The organism is Citrobacter sp. TBCS-15 (assembly GCF_005280815.1).
GTDB classification, from domain to species: Bacteria; Pseudomonadota; Gammaproteobacteria; order Enterobacterales; family Enterobacteriaceae; genus Citrobacter; species Citrobacter werkmanii.
The window spans coordinates 714852-737934 of sequence record NZ_SZWK01000102.1 but is presented as its reverse complement, the minus strand read 5'-3'; the positions used below and the strand labels follow the sequence as shown (position 1 = coordinate 737934).

At 46.3% G+C, this 23083-nt stretch carries 22 protein-coding genes, 3 tRNA genes and 1 pseudogene; 20 read left to right on the top strand and 6 right to left on the bottom strand.

The features are described 5' to 3' along the window. Positions 1-16: 16 nt before the first annotated feature. Positions 17-92 (bottom strand) — tRNA-Asn (locus tag FDW96_RS10375). Between the two features lie 325 nt (positions 93-417). Between FDW96_RS10375 and nac the strand changes: the two genes are divergently transcribed. Both nac and cbl read left to right on the top strand, forming a co-directional pair. Continuing rightward, the gene (nac, locus tag FDW96_RS10370; RefSeq protein ID WP_042309161.1) at positions 418-1335 is read left to right on the top strand and encodes a nitrogen assimilation transcriptional regulator NAC; all 918 of its coding nucleotides are present in this window, start codon (positions 418-420) and stop codon (positions 1333-1335) included. Positions 1336-1436: 101 nt separating this feature from the next. Then, entirely contained in the window at positions 1437-2387 is a 951-nt protein-coding gene (gene cbl / locus FDW96_RS10365; protein ID WP_042309158.1) for an HTH-type transcriptional regulator Cbl, read from the top strand. 105 nt (positions 2388-2492) lie between these two features. On the opposite strand, the gene FDW96_RS10360 is transcribed toward cbl, so the two are convergent. Beyond that, positions 2493-3365: a LysR family transcriptional regulator gene (locus FDW96_RS10360; protein WP_042309157.1), complete on the bottom strand. Its 873-nt coding sequence runs from the start codon at positions 3363-3365 to the stop codon at positions 2493-2495. Positions 3366-3473: 108 nt separating this feature from the next. On the opposite strand from FDW96_RS10360, the gene FDW96_RS10355 reads away from it, so the two are divergent. The 11 genes and pseudogenes from FDW96_RS10355 (at position 3474) to FDW96_RS10300 (ending at position 10933) form a co-directional block, all read left to right on the top strand. Next, positions 3474-4664 carry an MFS transporter gene (locus FDW96_RS10355; protein ID WP_137365646.1) on the top strand — a complete coding sequence of 397 codons (1191 nt, stop codon included), beginning with the start codon at positions 3474-3476 and terminating at the stop codon, positions 4662-4664. A 4-nt stretch (positions 4665-4668) separates the two neighbouring features. Further along, positions 4669-5052 carry an FAD/NAD(P)-binding protein gene (locus FDW96_RS10350; protein WP_137365645.1) on the top strand — a complete coding sequence of 128 codons (384 nt, stop codon included), beginning with the start codon at positions 4669-4671 and terminating at the stop codon, positions 5050-5052. Beyond that, positions 5043-5342, top strand: a complete 300-nt coding sequence (locus tag FDW96_RS10345; protein WP_137365644.1) for a hypothetical protein — start codon at positions 5043-5045, stop codon at positions 5340-5342. Before FDW96_RS10350 ends, FDW96_RS10345 begins: the two co-directional genes overlap by 10 nt. Next, a complete protein-coding gene (locus FDW96_RS10340; RefSeq protein ID WP_137365643.1) occupies positions 5332-6672 on the top strand; it encodes a hypothetical protein in 1341 nt (446 codons plus the stop codon). The genes FDW96_RS10345 and FDW96_RS10340 overlap by 11 nt, the downstream gene beginning before the upstream one ends. A gap of 15 nt (positions 6673-6687) precedes the next feature. After that, positions 6688-6891, top strand: a complete 204-nt coding sequence (locus FDW96_RS10335; protein ID WP_038639801.1) for a 2-hydroxymuconate tautomerase family protein — start codon at positions 6688-6690, stop codon at positions 6889-6891. A 159-nt stretch (positions 6892-7050) separates the two neighbouring features. Next, entirely contained in the window at positions 7051-7689 is a 639-nt protein-coding gene (locus FDW96_RS10330) for a 2OG-Fe dioxygenase family protein (protein ID WP_137365642.1), read from the top strand. A gap of 83 nt (positions 7690-7772) precedes the next feature. Then, entirely contained in the window at positions 7773-8921 is a 1149-nt protein-coding gene (locus tag FDW96_RS10325) for an acetyl-CoA carboxylase biotin carboxylase subunit family protein (protein WP_252362860.1), read from the top strand. 65 nt (positions 8922-8986) lie between these two features. Then, entirely contained in the window at positions 8987-10012 is a 1026-nt protein-coding gene (locus FDW96_RS10320; RefSeq protein ID WP_137365640.1) for an AbrB family transcriptional regulator, read from the top strand. 48 nt (positions 10013-10060) lie between these two features. Continuing rightward, a pseudogene (locus FDW96_RS10315) lies at positions 10061-10153 on the top strand (helix-turn-helix domain-containing protein); the annotation flags it as partial. Positions 10154-10342: 189 nt separating this feature from the next. Then, positions 10343-10600 carry an antitoxin gene (locus FDW96_RS10305; protein ID WP_137365639.1) on the top strand — a complete coding sequence of 86 codons (258 nt, stop codon included), beginning with the start codon at positions 10343-10345 and terminating at the stop codon, positions 10598-10600. Continuing rightward, complete coding sequence (locus FDW96_RS10300; protein ID WP_137365638.1) at positions 10601-10933, top strand: type II toxin-antitoxin system PemK/MazF family toxin; 333 nt, start codon at positions 10601-10603, stop codon at positions 10931-10933. A gap of 60 nt (positions 10934-10993) precedes the next feature. Here FDW96_RS10300 and FDW96_RS10295 read toward each other — a convergent pair. Together FDW96_RS10295 and FDW96_RS10290 are read right to left on the bottom strand one after the other, a co-directional pair. Then, positions 10994-11069, bottom strand: a tRNA-Asn gene (locus FDW96_RS10295). 99 nt (positions 11070-11168) lie between these two features. Beyond that, positions 11169-12656 (bottom strand): EmmdR/YeeO family multidrug/toxin efflux MATE transporter, encoded by a 1488-nt coding sequence (locus tag FDW96_RS10290; RefSeq protein WP_305764171.1) that lies wholly within the window; start codon positions 12654-12656, stop codon positions 11169-11171. 160 nt (positions 12657-12816) lie between these two features. Here FDW96_RS10290 and FDW96_RS10285 point away from each other — a divergent pair. Then, positions 12817-12892 (top strand) — tRNA-Asn (locus FDW96_RS10285). A 155-nt stretch (positions 12893-13047) separates the two neighbouring features. On the opposite strand, the gene FDW96_RS10280 is transcribed toward FDW96_RS10285, so the two are convergent. Further along, complete coding sequence (locus FDW96_RS10280) at positions 13048-14214, bottom strand: cytoplasmic protein (RefSeq protein ID WP_137365636.1); 1167 nt, start codon at positions 14212-14214, stop codon at positions 13048-13050. 132 nt (positions 14215-14346) lie between these two features. Here FDW96_RS10280 and FDW96_RS10275 point away from each other — a divergent pair, with 132 nt between their 5' ends. The 4 genes from FDW96_RS10275 to FDW96_RS10260 all read left to right on the top strand — a co-directional run bounded on the left by FDW96_RS10275 (position 14347) and on the right by FDW96_RS10260 (position 19690). After that, positions 14347-15897, top strand: a complete 1551-nt coding sequence (locus FDW96_RS10275) for a bifunctional UDP-sugar hydrolase/5'-nucleotidase (RefSeq protein ID WP_137365635.1) — start codon at positions 14347-14349, stop codon at positions 15895-15897. A 168-nt stretch (positions 15898-16065) separates the two neighbouring features. Then, complete coding sequence (locus tag FDW96_RS10270; protein ID WP_137365634.1) at positions 16066-16947, top strand: nucleoside-specific channel-forming protein Tsx; 882 nt, start codon at positions 16066-16068, stop codon at positions 16945-16947. A 26-nt stretch (positions 16948-16973) separates the two neighbouring features. Continuing rightward, positions 16974-18584 (top strand): bifunctional UDP-sugar hydrolase/5'-nucleotidase, encoded by a 1611-nt coding sequence (locus FDW96_RS10265; protein ID WP_137365633.1) that lies wholly within the window; start codon positions 16974-16976, stop codon positions 18582-18584. A gap of 83 nt (positions 18585-18667) precedes the next feature. Then, the gene (locus FDW96_RS10260; RefSeq protein WP_373562169.1) at positions 18668-19690 is read left to right on the top strand and encodes a radical SAM protein; all 1023 of its coding nucleotides are present in this window, start codon (positions 18668-18670) and stop codon (positions 19688-19690) included. Positions 19691-19808: 118 nt separating this feature from the next. On the opposite strand, the gene fhuE is transcribed toward FDW96_RS10260, so the two are convergent. Continuing rightward, the gene (gene fhuE / locus FDW96_RS10255) at positions 19809-21995 is read right to left on the bottom strand and encodes a ferric-rhodotorulic acid/ferric-coprogen receptor FhuE (protein WP_137365631.1); all 2187 of its coding nucleotides are present in this window, start codon (positions 21993-21995) and stop codon (positions 19809-19811) included. Positions 21996-22344: 349 nt separating this feature from the next. On the opposite strand from fhuE, the gene hinT reads away from it, so the two are divergent. Further along, a complete protein-coding gene (gene hinT, locus FDW96_RS10250; protein ID WP_003030826.1) occupies positions 22345-22704 on the top strand; it encodes a purine nucleoside phosphoramidase in 360 nt (119 codons plus the stop codon). Positions 22705-22706: 2 nt separating this feature from the next. Beyond that, positions 22707-23081 carry a YcfL family protein gene (locus FDW96_RS10245; protein ID WP_042309115.1) on the top strand — a complete coding sequence of 125 codons (375 nt, stop codon included), beginning with the start codon at positions 22707-22709 and terminating at the stop codon, positions 23079-23081. Positions 23082-23083: the final 2 nt, after the last annotated feature.

Here is a 23083-nt window from a genome sequence, read left to right as displayed (position 1 = left end):
CAGGCTTTTCTGAATTTGGCTCCTCTGACTGGACTCGAACCAGTGACATACGGATTAACAGTCCGCCGTTCTACCGACTGAACTACAGAGGAATCGTGTGAACGAGGCGCATATTAGCGAGGGTGATGAGGGTTGTCAAAGGACGAAATGCAATTGTGCGTTCGTTTGCTGACAAAATCAGCAAAGCGGCGAACTTTCCGTCTTTTTATGCTTTTGCCCCATTCTGGTGCGCTTCTACCTTTTCCAGGGCAGCCACAGTTATCTGTATAAGCGTACAAAAAATGTCGTTCTTCACTTTGCTCCTTACCTGACGCGGCGTCAGCGTAAAATGCAGCTTCAGACGAAACTGGCAAGTATCTTGCAATCCTGAATCACATGACTGCCAGCACGGGTTCTGGTATTCCGACAGGAGGCAAAATGAACTTCAGACGACTGAAATATTTCGTAAAAATCGTCGATATTGGTAGCCTGACCCAGGCAGCGGAAGTGTTGCACATCGCGCAACCCGCGCTGAGCCAGCAGGTCGCCACGCTGGAAGGCGAACTGGATCAGCAATTGCTGATTCGTACCAAACGCGGCGTCACGCCCACGGAAGCGGGGAAAGTGCTGTATACCCACGCTCGAACGATTTTACGTCAGTGTGAACAGGCGCAACTTGCAGTCAATAATGTTGGCCAGACTCTGAGTGGTCAGGTTTCTATTGGCCTGGCACCGGGTACGGCAGCATCATCCATCACTATGCCACTGTTACAAACAGTACGTGCCGAACTGCCTGATGTACTGGTCTATTTGCATGAAAACAGTGGGGCAGTGCTAAATGACAAGCTTCTCAGCGGACAATTAGACATGGCAGTGCTCTATGAGCGCTCGCCCGTGGCGGGCATCAGTTGTCAGCCGTTGCTGAAAGAGGATCTTTTCCTTGTGGGGACGCGTGATTGTCCAGGCCAAAGCGTCGATTTAGCCGCAGTGGCGCAGATGAATCTGTTTTTGCCGCGGGATTACAGTGCGGTGCGTTTGCGGGTGGATGAGGCTTTTTCGCTACGTCGCTTAACGGCCAAAGTCATTGGCGAAATCGAGTCTATCTCGACCTTAACGGCTGCCATTGCCAGCGGTATGGGCGTCACTGTGTTACCCGAATCGGCAGCCCGCGCACTGTGCAATGCAGCAAATGGCTGGATGGCGCGGATTACTGCTCCATCAATGAATCTGCCGCTCTCGTTGAATGTGTCGGCCATGGGGAGCTTGTCGCCACAAGCGCAGGCAGTCAAGGAGATCCTGTTGTCGCTGGTTAGCCGACCAATGCTGGAAAACCGTGAGTTGCAACTGGTGAGCTAAACCTTATTCCCAAGAGGAATAAGATGCAGGTTTTTATTATTTGTTATGCCGGGCATCAGACTTTAACAATAGCGTAATGTCTGATGTGCCCGGAGTGTAAAGTGAATTTCCAGCAACTTAAAATAATCCGCGAGGCGGCCCGTCAGGATTACAACCTGACGGAAGTCGCGAATATATTGTATACCTCGCAGTCGGGCGTCAGCCGACATATTCGTGAACTTGAAGATGAACTTGGCATCGAAATATTTATTCGTCGCGGGAAACGCCTGCTGGGCATGACCGAACCGGGTAAAGCCTTACTGGGCATTGCCGAACGTATTCTGAATGAGGCCAGCAACGTCCGCCGTCTGGCGGATCTGTTTACCAATGACACCTCAGGTGTTCTGACGATAGCCACCACGCATACCCAGGCGCGCTATAGCCTGCCTGCAGTGATTAAAGCATTTCGTGAGCTTTTCCCGGAAGTGCGTCTGGAACTGATTCAGGGCACGCCACAGGAGATCGAAGCGTTGTTGCAAAATGGCGGAGCAGATATTGGGATTGCCAGTGAACGTCTGAGTAGCGATCCACTGCTGGTGGCTTTTCCCTGGTTTCGTTGGCACCACAGTCTGCTCGTTCCGCACGACCATCCAATCGTCAAGACATCACCTTTAACGCTGGAATCCATCGCCCATTGGCCGTTAATTACTTATCGCCAGGGGATTACGGGGCGTTCGCGTATTGATGAAGCGTTTGCCCGAAAAGGGTTAGTGCCGGATATCATACTCAGCGCCCAGGATTCGGATGTGATTAAAACTTATGTGGCGTTGGGACTGGGTATTGGGCTGGTGGCAGAGCAATCCAGTGGCGAGCAGGAGGAGGGCAGTTTGACCCGTCTGGATACCCGGCATTTATTTGATGCAAACACCGTCTGGCTGGGGTTGAAACGAGGACAACTACAGCGCAACTATGTCTGGCGATTCATCGAGCTATGCAACGCAGGATTATCCGTGGATGAAATTAAGCGCCAGGCAATGGAGCCGGATGAAATGATGATTGACTATCAGATATAAAGCGGGCTTTTCAATATCAATTACGTTGCCACTGGCGCTCTTTTGAGTGCGCCAGTCTTCCACTGACTCTGCGGCCTGCATTGCGCCGGTGTCTGTAGCGAAAAATTAAGCCCCGGTAATAAATGAGACAAAGCGATTAAGCACCCGGCTGACTTCTCGGTTTTTAAGCCATATCATCATAGTATTCACGTTACCTATTTGTGGCGTAATCGCATGGCTACGGATAGGGAAATTATGTTCATACTGTCTGACTACGCTCTCTGGCAACAGGGCAATCCCCATTCCGGCACTCACGCAGCCAAGGATCGCCTGAAAAGAGCCGAACTCCAGGGGATCGGCATAATCGACTCCCTGCAGCCGCAGCCATTGTCCCAGACGGGAGCGATAGTTACACCCCTTAACAAAGACCAGCGGTCTTGACACCTTGAGATCCGCGCCGGTAATGACATCCCGGTGTTCTGCCGCCGTCACCAGTACCAGCGTTTCCTGACATAAAATGTGCGATTGCAGAGGCGAATTTTCCGTGTGCAGTCCCTGATGATCGGCAACGAAAGCGATTTCCAGTTCATTGTTCAGGATGTGCTGCACCAGTACCTCCGTGGGGGAGGTTTTCAGGTTTAGCTCAACGGAAGGCATTTCGCGGTGGAAATTCGCCAGTATCGAAGGCAGACGTACCGCTGCGGTCGTTTCCATTGCGCCGATGCGTAACGGCCCCGCCACTTTTGTTCCATGCATGGACAATTCCGCTTCGTGTAACAGAGCCAGAATTTTGTTGGCATAGCGAAGAAGAAGCTCGCCTTCAGGGGTGATGTAGAGACGATTTTTCTCACGGACAAACAGAGATACGTCAAGGCTGGCTTCCAGCTGTTTGAGACGGGTTGTGACATTCGATGAAACGCAGTGCAGACTACGTGCAGCAGCGGATATGGAACCCGTTTCCGCAACCGTTTTAAACAAATTAAGCGAGGTACTGTTCATAGAAGGCATTACCTAAAGTGAATGTTTTCGTCATTTTTATTAACTTTTTATTATCATTTCCCTGTGTAATATAACAATCAAACTTAATTCGTCTTTTGAGGCCAAAAAATGGATCTCGATCACAGTGCTGTTGGCCATCGTCAGTTGAGTACTGCTGTATTTGGTATGATCGTCTTGACCTTAGGAATGGGAATTGGGCGTTTTTTATATACCCCTATGCTTCCCGTTATGCTTCATGAAGGGCTTTTTACCTTTTCGCAATTATCCTTAATTGCCAGCGCCAACTATGCAGGTTACCTCGTCGGCAGTCTCCTTTTCTCCTTTGGTATTTTTAACGCAGTCAATAAGTTAAGAATGCTGTTACTGGCTTCAGCGTTACTCACAGGCCTGCTGATTTTTTTGATGGCACAAGTGACTCAGCCTGAAATTATTCTGTTAATCAGATTCCTTGCGGGTGTGGCAAGCGCGGGAATGATGATATTTGGTTCAATGCTGGTGCTCCAGCATACCCATAATCCTTTTGTTATCGCCTCACTGTTTTCAGGCGTAGGAATAGGCATTTTTATCGGTAATGAATATGTCATTGCTGGCGTGTCTTACGCGTTAGATTCACGCTTGTTGTGGATTGGCGCTTCCATACTTTCAACGATATTTTTCGTCATCCTGGTAATTTTATTGCCGAAAGATAAGCATATGATCCCCGCGGTAAAAGCAGTCGTAAGTGCGGAACCTGAAATCCAGTGGTGGAATTTAGCCTTACTGTATGGTCTGGCCGGATTCGGTTATATCATTGTCGCTACATATTTACCGTTAATGGCCCGGGGGGTTGGCAACACCTTTTTAGCCGACCATATCTGGTCCATTGTCGGTCTTGCCGTTATTCCTGGATGCTATGGCTGGTTATGGGCCGCGCGCAAGTGGAATATATTATCCTGCCTAAGTGTTAACTTAATTGTTCAGGCGAGTTGCGTAGTCATGGCCATATTTATTAACTCACCACTGCTACTAACCATTAGCTGTATTGGTTTTGGCGGCACATTCATGGGGACCAGTTCTTTGGTCATGCCGCTGGCAAGAAAAATAAGGGCACCAAAAAATATTAACCTTCTTGGCCTCGTTACGCTGACTTATGGGGTTGGGCAGATCGTCGGTCCATTAATTGTCAGTGCCTTCCAGAGCAATAAAAATGGAATGACCTATTCCATATTATTGGGCGCAGTCTCGTTATTTATCGCAGCAGGGATTAGCTATTTACAATACAGTAAAGTTAAATATTCAGACAGTTGGAGCAAAGAATGAAAAAATGACAGTGGCTATACTGGGTATGGGACCGCGTGGTTTAAGTATTCTGGAAAGGATTTGTGCCCTGCATACAGAGTCTGCGATTAATGAACATATGCAGATCATTATTATTGATAAAAATGCTATGGGTGTGGGAGCGCATAGTTTGTCTCAGCCCGATCATTTATTAGTTAATACTGTTGCCTGTCAAATAACATTGTTTGGCGATGCGACCGTAAAAAATGCCGGCCCTTTTCGCCCGGGCCCATGTTTTCATCAATGGGCTAACAATCAGGGTTATCGCAAAGTGGGTGATCGCTATATAAAAAGCGAAACAGGTTTAGCTATTGATGCAAATGATTACTTGCCTCGTCGCTTATTGGGGGAATATTTGAATTGGGCGTAGGAGAGAATACTAAAAACGGCATTGTGCGTCCCTTTATGAACGATGGTTATCATCCAGGCGGGCTGGATATTGATATCAATCAGCATCCGATTAACTGCCTTGGGGAAACGCAAGAATCGATTTGGGTGTTAGGTAATCCAGCGGAAGGGGCTAATTTTTACACTTACGTATTGCCCCGATCCCTTGTCAATTCGAGGTTCCTGGTCGATGCCGGGCGCTGTGTAACCGATATTTATCAACAATTGCACCATCGCAATGTTCAGCATGAGGTTGTCATTAATGCAGACTGAGCAAATCCAGACGCACGGTAATCTCTGGCAAAATCTGCAATCCTCAATGATTGTGATCTCATTGGGTGTTTTCCTTGCATCCTGTGTGCTCGCCGGTAAATATCCCGTGATGTCTGCTTTTGCACTCGTTGCGTCAATATTGTATATCCTGTCAACTTTTTCATTCTGGTGGAAAAAATCATCGGCAAGAAGTGGGATCCTCATTTTTCTCGCTTCGATGATTTTTCTACTGACAGCAAACAAGAGTGGGGAACTTAACCTCCTCGCTGTATTTGTACGATATTCAGACGTCATGCTCTTGCTGGTGGGGATTGCATTACTCCAGCAGGTGATGAACGCGATAAATTTTAACGCTGCGCTGGGGGCATATTTACTGCAGAAAAAACCGTCTCGAGTCACATTGTCCATTACGTTGCTGACCGCTTTTTTAACCTGGCCAATGAGCCTTGGGGCCATTCCACTCCTGCTTGATAGCCTGAAAAAAGTGGTTCAACCGAAGTTTAACCTGGCGAAGATTGTCACTCGTACGGTATGTATCACGATGGTTTTAATGCCGACGACTATTGGTGCGGCGGCGGTATGGGCAGCTATGCCGGATATCCCTCATGTTCCGGCGATGCTGGTCGGCATTCCCCTGTTTTTATTCAGTATCCTGTTAAACCAGAAATCGCGTGTCCAACTGGTTGCCGAAGATAGTCATACGGTTTCTGACCGCGGCAATATGACCTCGATTCTTGCTTTTATTGGCTTGTTTTGGGGAAGCTTTATTCTATCGTTGAGCGTGCTGGGGTTGAATCCTTTGCAGAGCATCACCTTCACGGCGGTTGTTCTTTTTATCGTCAGCCATTTTGCGAATCGCAAAATGCAGTGGGCACAACAACTGTCTGAATCTGCTCAGGGGATCTCCGGCGAAGTGGTATTACTCCTGGCATGTAGCCTGTTAACATCGGTATGTATGATGTTGTTTGCAAACATCCCGCAAGGCATTACAGCGTTTGTTAGCGGTCTTACAACTTTTCAGTGCTATGCCATTATTTTATTTGTTCTGCCCTTGCCTGGTATCCTCGGTATTCATCCCCTAATTATATTTAGCGTGTCGTGGTCGATTTTTTCCGACTATCTTTCCGGCAGCGTGGTGGATTATCAGATTTGGATTTGCCTTTTTATTGCTACGCAACTGCTATCTCCGGTATCGATAAACGCAATTTTTGCTGCCAACAGCCTTAATGTTTCTCCCGGCAGAACCAGTTTCCAGATGCATTATGGTTATGTTCTGCTGTTTAACCTGTTTGCGCTTAGCTACCTCGGCGCATTATCCACAATCATTTAGTTTACAGGAGTTGTTATGCCCTACGTAAATATTAAGATCACTAAAGAAGGTGTGACCGATAAACAAAAGAAACAGCTGATGGAAGGTGCGACTCAGCTACTGGTGGATGTGCTTAATAAAAACCCTGCTACAACCATTGTGGTTATTGACGAAGTCGATACCGATAACTGGGGGATTGGCGGCGTACCGGTGACCGAGTTGCGTAAAAAAAGCCAGTAATAGTGAAGGTGATGGCGGGGGAACGTGCGTTCCTCGCCTGATATCCGCAGTCATCGTATTTTGCCCAAGATGCAGGTAATGATATTGGCCCTTGCCGGTGTCATAAGTTGAGAAAAATAACCAACATACATTATTGTCTCTTTTCTGAGGATGTCATATATGCATGCTTATCATCATATACGTTTGGGTAATACCTCGATTAATGTTAAAAAAAGCTTTGATGAGTTGCTACCTGATCCCTGGCTTAAAGCTGAAGATGGAAAATTTCGTTTTCGAAGTTATCTTCAGGCAAAAGCAGGGTGTGAAAAATATTTTAGTTTGTGTGAGGCCGGAGTTTTCTTTCAGTCTGAAAAAGTTAATACGTATTCAGGTGGTATCAGCAGAAAGTATCCAGAAATAAAACAGGATGTTGCCGAAGAAGTTATGAATCTGGTATTTAGCAAATTACTGCCATTGCTACCGAAGGATAATTATAACGTTGGTATTCATCAAATAAGAATTACAACACATGATCGACAACCGGGCTATCCTGCTCCGGAAGGTATACATCAGGATGGCTTTAAGTTCATTGCCGTCTATTGCAGCGAAATGGAAAATATCGCCGGTGGCGATACTACGTTAATCCCTCATCACGACGGCGGAAATGACGCAACAACCTTCAAAATTCTGGCGGGGGAGGCGATCATTTTCAATGATGTTAATTATCTGCATTATACCGCACCTATCGTACCGCTGTTGCCCGGGAAAGGATTTCGGGATGTGTTTGTCATTACGTTTGATATCGAGAGTGAAAAATAATGAACATCTTACTGTGCCCACCCAAAATTCTTTTACAACACTCGCCGAACGCCTGGCATGAACTCCAGCAATCAACGCCGTTAGTGATAGCCACCTGCGCCAGTCAAAAAGCGGCGATTTTGCATCATATGGGGAATGATTTTACCTTTCTGTTTTATGAAAACTTTAACGATAATCCCCTGGTAGAACTGGATATTTATCATTATGCACGTTCGAACAACGCCAGCGGTATTTACTTCCTGGCTGAAATTGATGTGCTCAGAGCGGCAAGGATCAGCGATCGTTTAGGTTTAACGCAGGGGCGTGAGAATGCGGCGATCCTGTTTCGCGATAAGTTTCTGATGAAATCCCGTGTGCAGCAATATCAGTTACCGATTCCAGCAATGGCTCGAGTGGGAAATGCGACGGCAATGGCCTCATTTATTGCGCAACAAGGATATCCCTGCGTGATAAAACCAAATGATGGACGTGGATCTCTGGGAGTGGTGGTTTTAAAAAATGAAGGTCAGTTATTTAAATATCTGGCGCAGATGAAATCCTCTGAATACCATAATCTGTTAATCGAGAAGTTTATCGAAGGTGAGGCTTATCAGATCAACGCGTTGTATCTGCACGGGAAACCCATATTTATTTCCGCCTTTCGGGCCACGGTATCTTGTCTTGATTTTCTATCAGGGCAAACCTTAGGGCTGGTCATGGAAGATGATAATCCACTACACCAGAAGTTGATTGACTATACAAAATACCTTGCGAAAGAAGTCTTTCCTATTGAGAAAAACACCTTACTTCATCTTGAGGTATTTGTGGATCAGGGCGGTAATATTATTTTCGGCGAGCTTGCCTGCCGGTTAGGCGGATGTTTCGTTAATGAAGAATTAGGTGCGGCGTTTGGCCTCGATCCGCGTATGACATGGCTGAAGGCCTGTCTGAACGAAACGTATCCGCGGGATTTAGCGCAAAGAATACCTGTTATCCGGGTTGGACAACTGAATGTGCCGCCTTCTCAAGGAACCTTACAGGCTATTGCGGATAAATGTCCGTTACCTTTTGTGATCAATTATCGGGCTACAGGTGTTGTCGGACGTCATTACGATGTGATGAAACTGACGAATGGTGAGATTGTCAGTGCTATTGTTGAAGGTGAGTCCAGTCGCGAAATTGAGGAACATCTTGCGATGCTAACGCAATGGGTGATCGATAATACGCATTGGGTTAAAGATACGGTGCACTGAATATATTCATGATGGTGCCGGCGAAAACTATTGTTATCTGAACAACCGGCCTGGAGAGGTACTGGATGAGAGTATTGGCAGGTACTATCCTCTGTTTTCTCGTCGGGCAGGGATTCACTTTCTGTAACGTTCCACTGGGCATGATGTTTGGTGCCCTTTTTACCGTGCTTATGCTTAAACGTATTGGGTTCTCCGTATCCTCAATGCCGGGGAGTATCACGGTTATCCAGCTTTCTCTCGGAATCTCGATAGGGATTATGTTCAGAGATTTTTCATATGGCGAACATCGACAGATAAGCCTTTTGTTTGCTTTGTTATTACTCTGCTTATCTTTACAATTTACCTTGAGTTACTTCTGGTGTGTGCGGCGGTTAGGCTGGAATAAAGAAGAGGCGCTTTTAGGTGCAGTGCCAGGAGCGATGGCGGCGGTACTGGCGTTAGCCTCTCATATTAAGACGCCGCCACAAAAGATTGTGATCTCGCATTCTCTGCGTCTCATTACCCTGACGTTTCTGGCCGGGTATATTACCCGTGGGGCATCTGCAGATATTCTGGCAGCGACTCCAGCCGTTTTTTTCTCCGGGCACAATCTGCTCTGGCTGACCGGAATGGTATTAGCAGGATATATTGCGGGGAAGTTTCTGGAGCGCTTACATTTCCCGGCACCCTTTATGATAACCTCGCTGGTTTGCGCGGCGGCATTGCACCCTTTATCCTCACAACCGCTAATTTTCCCCGATCTCTTTAACCAGATTAGCATGGTGCTGATGGGGATCTTGCTGGGGCATCATTTTACGACTTATTCGATGGCTGAATTTAGTCGTCATCTTTGGTCTTCGGTACAGCTTGTTCTGATTGGACTGGGGGTGACGATAATCATGGCATTTATCTCGGCGCGCTTGCTGGATTATCCCTTCCCGGTGTTGATGCTCTCCTGGGTTCCCGGCAGCGTGGAGTCGATGTCATTTGCCGCGCTGGCGTTAAAAGCGGATGCGAGCTTTGTTATGGCGAATCATATTATTCGTATGCTTCTCATTCATACCGTTCCAGCATTGGTTTTCTTTCGCAAAAGACAGATGAAAGTGGATTAATGTCTTCCTTGAAGAGCAAGGTAATGTTGTGGCGTTGCGGTTATTATTGCGCTTATCCGCCACTGGCCCAAAGGCGAGAGATTGATTGCCGAAGCGCTTGACGTCGTGCCTGAAAAAATCTGGCCTTCATGCTATCGCTGATGCTCCTCCGGTGCAGTCCGGATATGGAAGGTGCGCCGTATTTCGTTTATCAGATCTGTCATAATCCTTTGAACCGCAAAAACAGTTTTCACGCTTTATTACGCTCAGGAAATCACAATGAATCTGATGAATAATTGTGCATCGCTCGCCGCAGATGTTTTATTAAAATATAATATCCGGAGGTGCTCTATGTATACCACTCGTCTGAAAAAGGTTGGCGGATCCGTCTTACTGGCGGTCCCTCCCGCCGTGCTGAAAACGCTGGGGCAGTCGACGGACAGCGAAGTGGGTATGACCATTGATGATGGCTGCCTGATTATTGAACCCCAGAAACGGCCCCGTTATTCGCTTGAGGAACTGCTGGCACAGTGCGATCCGCACGCCGAAATGAGCGACGAGGATCGGATATGGATTGATGCGCCTGCGATGGGCAAAGAGGTCCTGTAAATGGACAGAGGGGAAATCTGGCTTGTCTCACTGGATCCTACAGCCGGACATGAACAAAGCGGAAAATGTCCGGTACTTATCGTATCGAAGGCATCATTTAATAAGTTCACCCGGCTACCTATTGTCGTTCCCGTCACCAGTGGCGGAAACTTTGCTCGCACGGCAGGTTTCACTGTTTCACTGGAAGGGGCGGGGACAAAAACAATGGGCGTTATTGGCTGCGACCAGCCCAGAACTATAGATATGGCGGCCCGGAACGGCAAGTGTCTGGAACGCATACCTGACGCCGTTGTCAATGAGGTGCTTGCAAGGCTGGATGCGATTCTGAGTTAACACCAGAGACGCAAAAAAGCAAAAAGCCTGCTTAGTTTCCTAAGCAGGCTTTTCTGAATTTGGCTCCTCTGACTGGACTCGAACCAGTGACATACGGATTAACAGTCCGCCGTTCTACCGACTGAACTACAGAGGAATCGTGTGAACGAGGCGCATATTAGCGATACCACTCAGCGATGTCAAAGCCTGAATCGATAAATTTAATCGTTTGCCGAAATATTCCCCATTTCGCCGATTATTCAGGCGCAACAGGTTGTTTTATGCACTTTTCGTGTTCGGGACGCGGGTATTTCCATAGCCAGCGGCCTGTCACCATACGCCAGTAAAATAATGCGGCGCGTACGGCCCAGTCGAAGAACATCCCTAACCAGACGCCCACTACCCCCCATCCTAATACAATTCCCAGGGTGTAACCCGCCACTACGCGACAGCCCCACATCCCCAGCATAGATACCCACATCGCAAAGCGGGCATCGCGTGCGCCTTTAAAACCAGCCGGTAATACCCAGGAGGCCGCCCATATCGGCATAAATGCCGCGTTGAGCCAAATCAGAATGACTATGACCTCTTTTACGTCCTGATCATGGGTATAAAACGAGGCCATAACGCCGGCAAAAGGGGCTGTCAGCCAGGCGATGGCAGTTAAACCGATGGTCGACAGCCAGAATACATGCCGTAACTGGATTTCGGCCTGGGCAATTTGACCATTTCCCAAACGCCTGCCGGTGATGATTGTCGACGCAGAGCCTAAAGCATTTCCCGGTAGGTTGATGAGCGCGGCGATAGAAAATGCAATGAAGTTTCCGGCAATTACGCTGGTGCCCATACCTGAGACAAACATCTGCGTTAACAGTTTGCCGCCATTAAACAGCACTGACTCAATGCTGGCTGGAATACCGATCCCCATTACCTCCCAGATAATGGCGAGGTTGAGTGGCTTAAAATAACTTTTGAAAGTGATACGTAACGCCGGATTAAAACCAATCATCAGTACCCAAATAATGGCGATCGCACCTATGTAGCGTGAAATGGTTAGTCCGAGTCCGGCCCCCACGAATCCCAATCCTTGCCAGGAAAATACGCCGTAGATCAGGATGCTACTGATAATAATATTCAGAATGTTCATACCACCGTTAATCAACAGCGGTATTTTGGTATTACCCGCGCCGCGTAGGGCACCACTACCAATTAACGCAATGGCTGCCGCCGGGTAGCTGAGCACCGTCAGCTCCAGGTAGGTGAGTGCCAGAGCTTTTACATCGGGCGTTGCTTCACCAGCGACAACGTCAATAATCTGCTCACCAAAATAGTGAATGACCGCTGCCAGCACGGTAGCAAAAATCGTCATAATCACCAGCGATTGCCTGGCAGCAGCTCTGGCCCGGCGACGATCTCGTTTTCCCAGGCTAAAAGCCACAACCACCGTGGTACCCAGATCGATGGCGGCGAAAAATGCCATGATGACCATGTTGAAACTGTCGGCGAGTCCAACACCTGCCATCGCCTCTTTCCCCAACCAGCTTACCAGGAAAGTACTCAGGACACCCATCAATAGCACGCAGGTGTTTTCCAGAAAAATAGGCACGGCAAGCGGAGTGATTTCGCGCCAGAAGAGAACCTTATAACTCTTGCGTTTGGCATACCAGGGCGTGCGGGATACGACCTGGCGTAAGGCTGCGGAGACGTTCAAAGTGGACCTTAAAGAAGAAAGTTGAAACCTCATTTCAAATGATGAGGGAGAATCAAGAAAGCTGCAAAGTTTTTTCCATTTAAAATGTCTGCAAATGCAACAAACTGTCGAGAGAAGCATCAACTGAGCATCATTCAGGGAAATGGGGTTTGACAAAAAAAATTTCGCCGCTAACATAAGCTTCCACAACGATTCCTCTGTAGTTCAGTCGGTAGAACGGCGGACTGTTAATCCGTATGTCACTGGTTCGAGTCCAGTCAGAGGAGCCAAATTAAAGAAGCCCGCTTAAGGAAACTTAAGTGGGCTTTTTGCTTTCTGTACTGGTCTGACTTTGATGTATTTCGGTTCAATAATGAAGTGACCACCATTTATCCCTGGACGACGCGAAAATCTGCGCTATCAAGCCTTCAATGGAGCGATGACTTCATGGCAGAGGAAATTTAGTCGGATATAAATCGCCAGAAGCCGCGGCAAGCATACAGTTGTAGTCCTGTGCCAGAGAAAGCAGTATTTGCGTTACACGCCCTGCAGATAACTGGGTACTGTGGGTAAAAGCCGTTTGTTTATACAGCCAGTGGATGTAGTGCCTGCTTGCTGCTAAAGAGAGCGTTTTAGCTTTATTTCTATCCCCGCCCGTTAATGAGCAAACCATCTTGCGATTTTTTTCCTGCACCCAAAGCTGCCATTGACTTTGCCACCAGCCATGCTGTGTAGTTCCCTGAAAATTCCAGGGGATATTAATATCACTGTCATTTATCTCCTCTTCTATAAACCAAAGCTCGCCTTGCTGTTGGCGGAACAGGTCTGCCCAAACAGTAATAACCGCCCCTCGAAGAAAGCTTTCATGTGAAATAACATGCACCTTGACCTTAGGAAAAAGGAGATTAAGTACTCGAAAATGCCCGTGAGCCGCAATAACCGGACGCACAATCGCACCTCTGGCGTTACGTTTAAGAAGAGCGCTTCCATATTGAATTTCATCGAACTGGCTCCGACGTAGAAACTGCGTCTCGCGCATATCAACGCGTTTTACGATATCACTATGATGCAAATCAGGCTCTATCTTTCCTCTCCAGTGATAACGTAAAGTTTCCCCAATATGATGCTGAGTAAAATTAGTGGAGAGATGCAGAATATTACCGCGGACAGCATCGAAACTGAGTAGGACATACAGTTTCTGTTCTGCACTTGTTCCCTGGAATGGAACAATCAGAGGAACTGATTCAATCCTTTCTGGTTGCGCTATTTCTCTGTGTAACTGTTGTTTGGGTGTCCAGACTTTTTTGCAGGTGTGACACTGAATGCGCTGTGTTCCTTGCGGGTTATGGCCATAATAAATAGTTTTTGTGCCATAACATACAGGACAAAACAAGCCTCTCTCAGAGGCGTATGTGGTTAAGTGAACAGACAGCCAATCATTAAACTGTTGCTCATCAAACAGAGGGGGATAACTTCCACATGCCCGGCAGTGCAATGCTGGATATCCCAATCTATAGTCTGGCCAACTGTAATCTACAGATGCTGATATTGGCAGCCCTAAATTGCGGCAACCAAACGATTTGCACGTATTAATCGTAAATAGAGTCAATATTAGTCACCAACGATTTCAATGGATCGCTTATTTTTACTCATTACTCTTGCTTAATTGTGTGAACAGACACGCATAAAAAAGCATTTCAGAACGTAAAGTAACGAATCTTTATATGACTGAAAGGAACTGCTTATGAAGATAAAATTAATCGCTGCGGGTATTCTGTTGACGTTACCGTTTTGGGCTTGCGCCAAGGATGTAACTATCTATTATACCAACGATTTACATGCGCATGTCTCTCCAGGGAAAATTCCAGCCGTCGATAAAGAGCGTCTGGTAGGTGGCTTTGCTAACATAGCGACTATCGTTAATGATGCTAAGAAAAAGAATAAAGATGTCTTTTTTTTTGATGCGGGTGATTACTTTACCGGTCCATATATAAGTACCCTGACTAAGGGTGAAGCAATTATAGATATTATGAATGCTATGCCGTTTGATGCTGTATCAGTGGGAAACCACGAATTTGACCATGGCGTTGATAATATGGTTAAGCAGTTATCAAAAGCTAACTTCCCCATTCTATTGGGTAATATTTTTTATACCAATAGCGACAAGCCGGTCTGGGATAAGCCCTGGACGATTGTCGAGAAAGATGGCATAAAAATTGGCGTAATTGGAGTGCATCAGAAATTTGCCTTTTATGATACGGTGGCGGCTAAGGCTTACGCTGGCTCGGAAGCGCGTGATGAAGGCCCTTACATTCAAAAGGGGCTTGATGCCTTAAAAGGTAAAGTTGATATTATTGTACTGCTTATCCATGAAGGCACACCGGCGCGTCAATCCAGTTATGGAAATAAAGACGTAGCCAGAATGCTGCAAGCCGATATCGATACTGCAAAGAAATTTAAGGGTATTGATGTGCTCATCACAGGACATGCCCATGTTGGGACACCTGAACCCATTAAAGTCAATGACACACTCATTGTTTCAACAGATGCATATGGAACTGATATTGGTAAACTCGTATTGGATTTTAACCCTCAGACGAAAAAGATTGATGGCTATAACGGTAAATTAATCACCGTTTTTGCTGATGAATATAAGCCTGACCCTAAAGTGCAAGCGAAGATTGATGAGTGGAATGCTAAGCTAAAAAATATCACAGATCAGGTTATTGGGTCGGCAACCGCGCCCTTTACGCGCGCCTATGGTGAATCATCACCAGTTGGTAATTTAATTGTCGACGCCATGATGGCTAAAGCTCCGGATGCCGTTGTGGGATTCCAGAACAGCGGTGGAATGCGCGCTGACTTCCCACAGGGAAATTTAAAATATGGTGATGTAATTACCACTTTCCCATTTAATAATGAACTGGTTGAAATGGATCTTACCGGAAAAGATCTCATTAACTTAATGATTCACGCGACTAACCTCACCAATGGCGTTTTACAGGTGTCCAAAAGTGTCCATGTTGAATATGACAGTAAAAAATCTCCAAGTGAGCGGATTATTAAATTCACTATTAATAATCAACCAGTAGATCCAAGCAAAACATATCGGGTTGTTACACATTCATTTTGTGCGACAGGTGGTGATGGATTTGAGGATTTCTTAAAAGGAACGAATGTCAAAACTATCAATAGCACAACCTCTGCAGAGTCAATTATTGATTATGTCAAAGCCCATAGCCCATTAACCCCTGATTCTGATGTGAGGGTGATTGATGTCAGTTCGACTAAATAAAATTTATTTTCTATAACGCTTATATTTCAAGGCGTCCTGGTATGATAGAGGGATTAATATTACCTCTGTTATATCAGACCGATATGCTAAAAAATATAATTAATTATTTGTATTCTTTATTGTAGAAGTATTTTTTCTAATGAACCTCAATGAAAAGGGAATATGCCTATGTCAAAAACAAAATTTCTTGTATCAGGAGCCTTGATGCTTTTGCCCATGGTAACATTTGCGGACTCAAGGAATGATGAGTATCTGTCAGACTGGTGGCATCAAAGCATTAATATCGTAGGTAGTAACTCCACTCGTTTTGGACCACTTAAAAGGTCCGATCTATATCCAGAATATCGTGGTTGGGCGCATATAGATTGGTTTGATTTCTATGGTTATGCTGATTTACCTAAGTTCTTCGGCTTAGGAAATGATAACGATATTGGTATTTGGGATAATGGTTCCCCCTTCTTCATGGAAATAGAACCACGTTTTAGTATCGACAAATTAACTGGGCTGGATCTCAGTTTTGGCCCGTTTAAAGAATGGTATTTTGCCAATAACTACATCTATGATGCGGGTACTAACGAGGGGCAGCGTCAGAGTACCTGGTATATGGGGCTTGGTACGGATATTGATACCGGGCTACCAATGACGTTATCTGCAAATATTTATGCAAAATACCAGGGTAATAATTATAATGCGGCCAACGAAAATGAGTGGGATGGATACCGATTTAAAATAAAATATGCTGTTCCTATCACCACATTACTTGGTGGGAAACTTAATTACGTCGGTTTCACTAATTTTGATTTTGGTTCGGATTTAAAAGATGAATCAGGTGGTAAACAACAGTTTTATTCCCGTACAAATAATTCAATAGTTTCCACGCATGTACTTAGCTTAGTTTACTCTCACTGGAGCTATGGCGCGACCCTACGTTATTTTTATCATGGTGGCCAATTTGAAGAAGGTAGTAAAGCATTTAACAGTGACGGGGATGTCGTCACTATAGATTCAACTGGCTGGGCATACTATCTGACTGTCGGTTACACTTTTTAAACATATATAACTGAAAGGAATTGGCTATGAAAATAAAATTAATTGCAGCAAGTGTTCTGTTGACACTACCGTTCTGGGTTTGCGCCAAAGATGTCACCATTATTTATACCAATGATCTCCATGCGCATGTTGATACATACAAATTGCCATATGTTGCAAACGGCGAACGCGCTATTGGTGGATTCGCTAATATAACAACTTTAGTCAAGCAGGAAAAAACCAAAAATAAAGCTACATTTTATTTTGATGCTGGTGACTATTTCACCGGGCCCTATATCAGCACGCTGACAAAAGGGCAGGCAATAATTGATATTATGAATACTATGCCCTTTGATGCGGTATCAATCGGTAACCATGAGTTTGACCATGGTTGGGATAATCTCTTACGTCGGTTAAGTAAGGCAAACTTCCCTGTTCTGCTGGGGAATGTGTTCCATAAGGACAGCGAAATACCTTTCTGGAACAAGCCGTATACCATTCTGGAAAAGGATGGCGTAAAGATTGGCGTTATTGGGCTACACGGCGTGTTTGCGTTTAATGACACAATTTCAGAACTCTCTATCCAGGGTCTCGATAACGATAACAACAACCGCTTTGATAAATCAGCCGCAGCCCTCAAAAATCAGGGGATTGAAGCTCGTGATGAGGTGAAATATCTGCAGCACTATCTGGATGAGTTGCGGGGTAAAGTTGATATTACCGTTGCGCTCGTTCACGAAGGCGTTCCAGCACGTCAGTCCAGTATTGGCAACACAGATGTCAGGCGCGCGCTGGATAAAGATATTCAGACTGCAAGCCATGTGAAAGGGCTGGATATTCTCATCACCGGACACGCTCACGTAGGAACACCAGAACCAATCAAAGTGGGAAACACATTAATCCTTTCTACTGACAGCGGCGGTATTGATGTAGGGAAATTAGTGCTCAATGTTGATCCTGATGCTCGTACCCATAAAGTGAAAAGCTTCGAGCTGAAAACAGTTTATGCCGATGAATGGAAGCCTGATCCCACGACACAAAAAGTTATTGATGGTTGGAATAAAAAGCTTGCGGATATCGTACGCCAGCCAGTTGGCGAATCACCTATCATGTTGACTCGCGCCTATGGCGAATCATCACAGCTCGGCAACCTGTTTACCGATGCGATGCTTGTTGCTGCGCCGAAAGCCCAGATCGCATTGATTAATTCCGGTAGCTTGCGGGCCGATCTCAATGCTGGATCTATCACCTTTGGTGATATTACCAGCACATTCCCCTTTAAGAATGAGCTTACCGAGATGGATCTCAGCGGCAAGAGTTTGCGTAACCTGATGGAACATGGGGCATCGCTCACGAATGGTATACTACAAATGTCTAAAGGTGCTGAAATGCATTATATGCCGCAGAAACCTGCAGGGCAGCGCATTGTATCTTTTACGATAAACGGCAAACCCATTGTCGATACGGAGACTTACCATGTTGCCACGACGACATTCCTTGCTTTAGGAGGCGATGTTTTTCTGGCATTTAAAGAAGGAAAAAATGTACAGGTTCGTGCTGGACAGAATATGTCCGATATCGTGATTGATTATCTGAAGTCAGGGCACAAAATTGTTCCCGCACAGGTTAATGAAATGCGGGTTGAAGTCAGTAAATAATATAAACTCAATTTTGATGATGCAATTCAATAATATGAATTGCATCATTTCTTTGCTTATTATAAGACATGTAAAATAATACAATGAAAACGATAGTAAAAAAACACCACAGGCTGACGAAATCTACCTGTGTATCCTGCAATTTATCTTGCTCGCACTGCATGTATCTCAATAAGGCACAAACCTACTCTGAATACACAGCGTGCGATATGGATGATATGACGCTTCTGCTATTTATTCATCAGAAAATTGATGCCCAGGAAACTAACAATGTGATTTTTTCCTGGCAGAGTGATGAACTCACGTCTGACAGGTTTCACTTCTTTAAACGAGTTATAGAACTACAACAGCAATGTGCGCAAGGTAAAAATATTATCAATACATTGCTAACTAAAGGCATTTTGCTGGACGATCACTGGTGTGAATTCTTCAAGACCAATCAATTTTTGATTAGTCTTTCAGTGGATGGTGATGCTGCACCGTACGACAATATCCATGAAACGATTTCGGGCAAACTAACAAATTATCTGGTTAAAGAGACCGTGAGACTATTACAACAGCATGATATTGATTTTAACACTCTGACCATCGTTAACGCTATTAATAGCCAGCAACCTCTGCGAATCTACCATTACCTGAAAAGTCTTGGCAGCCGCCATATGCAGTTTATCCCTTTACTGGAACCACTAGCACAAGGTGACGTGGATAAACGAAGCCTTGCGCCCGCCGAATTGGCGAAATTTTTGAAAACGATTTTTTATAACTGGATCCGGCTGGATATTGGAGTAATTAACATTCCTATTTTTGAACACACTTTCGCGGCGTGGTGTGGACTATCTACAAAGGCCTGTGCTTTTGCACCAATTGTTGAGCAGCATAAGGAGGCACTGGCAGCAGAATGTACGGATTGTAAAGTGAAATTTATCTGCCGTGGCGGTTGCCCTAAAGAACGTGTAGCGCTTTCCCGGCGCGGTGTCCCGGAACTCAATTATTTCTGCGAAAGCTATCAGGCTTTTTTCACTTATGCTGAACCCTATATGTTGATGATGAGGGCGCTGTGGGAACAAAACTATCCACCTTCCGATATCCGTCAGTATTTGGTCTGATATAGTGTCAGTACAAATTGATGATTGAAGCAGCGTGCCGACAATATCTGAAATATCGGAGTTTTTTTCATTTTCATCGTCAAACGCATCCACCTACTGAGCAGGCGGATGCTTGATATCAGAACTGATAGCTGGCGGTAACGCTGACGTTACGTGGTTCGCCATAAACAATAGAGCCGTCGATATTGGTGTCGTAGGTTTTATCGAACAGGTTATTGAGATTGCCCTGCACAGAGAAGTTTTTCGTTACCTGATAGCGAGTGAATAAATCTACCAGGGCATAGCTTCCCTGTTCTGCGCGGAATGTGCCGTAGGGGGTGACCGTATCGCTGTAAACGCGATTCTGCCAGTTAATACCACCACCCACGGTCAGTTTTGGCATCGCTGGCAGGCGATAACGGGTAAACAGTTTTACCGTTGTACGCGGCAGGTTCGGGTTTACCGCATTACCATCGTTGTCTTCAGCAACATAGCGTGTTGCGCCGAACGTCATTTGCCAGTTATCGGTGATCGCGCCGTTAATTTCGAATTCGACTCCTTTGCTGACTGTACCATCTACTGCTTTATAAGCCGTGTCCCCGTTACTGCCGGCAATAGGTACACCGGTTGATTGTCCAACATTATCCTGTTCAATGCGGAATACCGCGAGGGTGGTGGTTAACCGGCTGTTCATCCAGTCTGATTTCAGACCAACCTCGTAGTTGTTGCCCGTAATCGGTGAGAGATATTGACCGGAACTGTCGCGTTTGTTCTGCGGCTGGAAGATAGAGGTATAGCTGGCATAAGTTGACCAGTTATCGTCAATGTCATACACCAGACCTGCATATGGCGTGGTGTGGTTTTGCTCCATGCTGTAGGTCAGTGTGTCGATACGCCAGTTGGTATAGCGCGCGCCGACAATCAAATGCAGCGGGTCGGCGAGTGAAATACGCGTAGCGGCGTAGAGCGATTTCATGTGAGTGGTATCATCCTGGGCCAATGACTGCGGGTTCCAGTTGGTTTCCGGGAAGTTACCATCGAAGGTATAGAAGCTGCCCGTCTCGTTGGGGAAGACGTTCGCCCATGAGCTTTCGTAACGGTTATTCTGCTTACTATAGCTGCCGCCCAGCATCAGATTATGCTGACGACCAAACAGGTCGTAGCCGCCATCGGCGAAGAAATCGACGGCATCGACTTTACGTTTGCCGCTGTTCCAACCGGTGCCGCCCACGTAGTCATAACCTGGACCATAGTTAGAATATGGTCCAACCAGCGAGCCATTGGCTTTGTTGACGTACGCATCGATGTACATCATTTTGCTGTCAAACTTAATCTCAGAGTGAGTGGCGTTCAGGGTCGCCTGCCAGGTATCGGCAAAACGTTGTTTGAGGGTGACAAACACTTTGTTGAAGTCTTTATCGTTGTAGGCCCAGTCCGGGGCAGTGCTACGCGAGCGGTCATAGCTGTTTTTACTGCCATCGGTATTCCAGCGCGGCAATCCTCCCCAGGTTGGGCTGTTAATATCAATCTGCTGGTGTTCGTAACCCGCAGATAAACGGGTGGTGTCACCCAGATCGGCATCGACAATTCCGGAGAAGAACATTTTTTCGCTGCTGTAGCGATCAAGCCAGGAGTCATTATTCTGGTAGCCTGCCACGATGCGGCCGCGTACGTTACCGTCCGGCGTCAGAGGACTTTGTAAATCAGTGACATAACGCTGCTTATTCCAGCTACCATATTCTGCTGAAACATTACCGGTAAACTCGCGGCTGGTGGCATGTTTGCGGATCATATTGATGGTGGCGGAAGGGTTGCCGGTCCCGGTCATTAGCCCGTTTGCGCCACGGACCACTTCGACACGCTCAAAAAGGGCGGTGTCAGAAAGGGCGTCACCGAGATTCCAGCGGGATTCAAAATAGGTCGGAATACCATCGACCATGTAGTTATCAATCTCAAATCCGCGGGAGTAGTAACTATTACGATCGGAATCGGCCTGGCTTTTACTGATCCCCAGCGTGTTGTCCATCACATCGCCCAGGGTTTGCAGTTGCTGATCTTCCATCCGCTGCTGGCTAACAATACTGACCGATTGCGGAATATCGCGCTGCGTCATCTGCATTTTCGTGCCCGCAGTCGTCGATTTTACGCTGTAATCCTGTTCCTCGCTGGAGGCGGTAGAAGTGGAACCCTCAACGATAACCGTCTCTTCCGTCGGGGCAGCCTGGCTGGCAGCCGGCAATAGCGCTAACGTGATGCAGGCGGCCAGTATGGGGGGCGCAAGTCCTGGCTGACGCTGATTATTCCCAGTGTTTGTTGTGAAAGACATCGAAAAGCCCTTGATAATTATTAATATTAAGTTCGAATCACGCGTAACGGTGATGAACCCTTTGGTTTTAAATTATTAAATGCGCATGTAAATACAAATGCGAAATATACGCATTAACATTCAATGTGTAAACAGAAGCTTCATCGCAAATGAAATATTGTTTCAGTACTATGCTTAAGCAATAGCGTAGGGAAATGGTTATAAGAGCAGCACTGACCAGGGTTTTTGCTTAAAAAATCGAGGGTTAAAGTTGAAAGAGCGTGAGTAACTCGCTCATACTCTATACTCGCAGTGTTACCCGGCGTAGCATGGCATAACGCTTGGGCTGTTAATGAAAAAGGAAAACGTCGTGGCAGAAGAAACTATATTCAGCAAAATTATCCGTCGTGAAATTCCGTCGGATATCGTGTACCAGGATGAACTGGTCACAGCGTTTCGTGATATTTCCCCTCAGGCACCTACGCATATTCTGATCATCCCTAATATCCTGATCCCCACCGTCAACGATGTGACGGCAGAACATGAGCAGGCGCTGGGCCGAATGATTACCGTTGCGGCGAAAATCGCGGAGCAGGAAGGTATTGCTGCGGATGGATACCGTTTAATCATGAATACCAATCGTCACGGCGGCCAGGAGGTGTATCACATTCATATGCACCTGTTGGGTGGACGTGCGCTTGGTCCGATGCTCGCACATAAAGGTCTTTAAGCATGACCAGAGGATGCATTGCACTTTCACTGGGCTTGCTGTTGCTGGCAGGCTGTCGCTCACACCCTGAAATTCCGGTCAGTGATGAACAGTCTCTGGTGATGGAATCAGCTATTCTGGCGGCGGGCATAACCGCAGAACAGCCCGTGTTAACAACGTCTGATATTCAGGCTTCAGCATCCTCGCGACTCTATAACGAAAGACAAGAATCCGTCACCGTGCATTATCGGTTTTATTGGTATGACGCCAGAGGGTTGGAGATGCACCCTCTGGAAGCGCCACGCAGCGTGACTATCCCGGCTCATTCGTCGGTAACACTGTACGGCAGCGCCAATTATCTGGGTGCGCACAAGGTTAGACTTTATCTATATTTGTAAGG